Raw genomic sequence first — 2,060 nt, forward strand, 5'->3', positions numbered from 1 at the left:
GCACGAACAGAAGTGTTCGTTGCGCTCTGTCTCCGACTCGTGGTTGCAATCACCAACTACGAGCGAGGAAACGACCCGGGCTGCGAAAAGCTATGAGATGGATTCTATGACACGCTCGAAACAGTAGGTACTTCAGCGAGTACCGTCCGGAACTGGATCGAAGCGCTCGAAGACGATGGTATCATTGAAGGCTATCATCCCGAGATCGACTATAAAGCGGCGAATCTCCCGCTTCGTGTGCTGTTCGTGTGTACCGCGCCCACAACCAAACAATCCGAATTTGTCCAGAAAATACTTGCTGTGCAGGGCGTAATCGATGTGCGCGAGATGCTTGTCGGCAAATGGAATATCTACGTCGAAGTCGTTGGAACGAGTACGGAAGAGATCACGCGCATCACGGATACGCTCCACGAGTCAGGGATCACGATCGAGAGTTCCGAGATCATGCGTGAGCGGCATCTGCAGCCATTCGACCATTTCCATTTCAGTGAAGCGGTTGCCGATGAGCAGCGTGAGAGCTAATCTCCACCCCACCCGATTGCGCAATTCGCAGTATTAGAGACAAGTAGTGCGGATATTGTACAGTGACTCTGTTACAGAACAATAAATCGCGCCTCTCCGTGTGTATTTCACAATTCAACAATATAATTATAAAAATGACTATATGTGTGGCCAATCGAGGTACGAGTATGCACGAGGATAGACACGCGATTGGCGATCGAAGCACCACAATGGGACAGCTTACCCTCTTATACAAGCTGCTTGCTGATCACCGGCGTCGGGTTCTCCTCCAGTCTCTTCGCGACACAGAGGCTCCCATGCCGATCTCTGCGTTAGTGGCTGAGCTCACAGAGGGTGACGGCTGGGAACCGTCGGAGAGAGACGTGGACACAGAGATTGCGGTGCATCATATCCACCTCCCGAAACTCGCTGATGCAGGAATGATCGAGTATGACCACTCTGATCAGCAAGCCGCCTATACAGCTCCACCGCAGGTCGATGCGCTGCTCGAGAAAATGTTGGTGACGGTTTCGACTGAGGAACAGGAAGCCTCACTACAGGAATAATGCGGTTCGGCTACTAGTTTGTCGGTTCTCTCCACTTCGTCATACGGTGACATCCTCCCCGGCGTAAACGGCACACGATGCTCCGAATCAGAAAGGTATCGGACGTCTTCGAGCGCAGTAGTCACATCGTCTGAATGTAGGCTGTGCAAAATCATTATCGTTGCGTCCGATGAAGCGTCTTCAGTCGCTGCAAATGCATCGCTCGTTCACCAAATTCCACTAGGTGCCTACATGTATTCAGCAGTCGTACTTGTTCTTGCTGGGGGTAAGCCGCGAGGCGCGGCAAACACTCCCGAAACGAGCACAAAACAAAGAGAGGTACAATATGACCGCAGAAACACACTCAAAGCCTGACACCCAGTCGGTAGAACTCTACAAGTTCGACGGAGCTGACGTCTGGCAGGAAGGGGACGAACACGCTCAGCTACGCGGGTACTTCCCGCTCTCACCTGGCACACCGAACGCTGACGAGATTTCCCCGGAAGACTTGATGATTGTTTGCATCGAGATTGAACCTGGAAACTATCTCCCGACCCACCGGGATAGCAACGAGGAACTCCTCGTCGTAACTGCCGGGAGAGTTAAAGCGTTTGTCAACGACGAGTCGGTCGAGCTCTCGGCGGGTGAATGTGCTGTCGTTCCCAAGATGGCCCCACACGGCCTCCAGAACGTCGGCGACGAAATCGCCCGAGTCATCGGGTTCTTCCCAAACAACGAGCTAACCGCCACGTTCGAGAAACCGCTCATGCCGTTCGAATCGAACGTCGTGACCATCGGTGGCGAAGGCGACGCCGAATGAGCGAAGGACGATGAGGACGTCGTGACCCACGGATTCTTCGGACTGGATGCGACCAACCGCGACGAGTACAAGGAGGCTTCTCGCCGTCGTCTTGCTTCAACTGCGAGAAGCCGGTTTCACTCATCCAGCGCTGGTTGTAGTCATCGTTCATTCGTGCGTTGTGGGCCTTCTGCAACGGTGTCTGCTCCCTGTGC

At 53.6% G+C, this 2,060-nt stretch carries 3 protein-coding genes and 1 pseudogene; 2 read left to right on the plus strand and 2 right to left on the minus strand.

Translation table 11 applies throughout. The annotated features are described in order from the left end of the window. Positions 1–132: 132 nt before the first annotated feature. Positions 133–411, minus strand: a complete 279-nt coding sequence (locus ACR3FF_RS26810; protein WP_458191117.1) for a hypothetical protein — start codon at positions 409–411, stop codon at positions 133–135. A 278-nt stretch (positions 412–689) separates the two neighbouring features. Here ACR3FF_RS26810 and ACR3FF_RS26815 point away from each other — a divergent pair, with 278 nt between their 5' ends. Continuing rightward, positions 690–1,067 (plus strand): DUF7344 domain-containing protein, encoded by a 378-nt coding sequence (locus tag ACR3FF_RS26815; RefSeq protein WP_458191118.1) that lies wholly within the window; start codon positions 690–692, stop codon positions 1,065–1,067. A gap of 325 nt (positions 1,068–1,392) precedes the next feature. Further along, positions 1,393–1,866, plus strand: coding sequence for a cupin domain-containing protein (locus tag ACR3FF_RS26820; RefSeq protein WP_458191119.1), 474 nt, complete (start codon positions 1,393–1,395; stop codon positions 1,864–1,866). On the opposite strand, the pseudogene ACR3FF_RS26825 reads toward ACR3FF_RS26820, so the two are convergent. Continuing rightward, positions 1,811–2,060: pseudogene (locus ACR3FF_RS26825) on the minus strand (hypothetical protein); the annotation flags it as partial. The gene ACR3FF_RS26820 and the pseudogene ACR3FF_RS26825 overlap by 56 nt on opposite strands.

The sequence above is a fragment of the Haladaptatus ordinarius genome (genome assembly GCF_054177595.1).

Bases quoted from the DNA above. Each gene is read 5' to 3' on its own strand.
- ACR3FF_RS26820 (WP_458191119.1), top strand. From the start codon at position 1,393: ATGACCGCAGAAACACACTCAAAGCCTGACACCCAGTCGGTAGAACTC.
- ACR3FF_RS26815 (WP_458191118.1), top strand. From the start codon at position 690: ATGCACGAGGATAGACACGCGATTGGCGATCGAAGCACCACAATGGGA.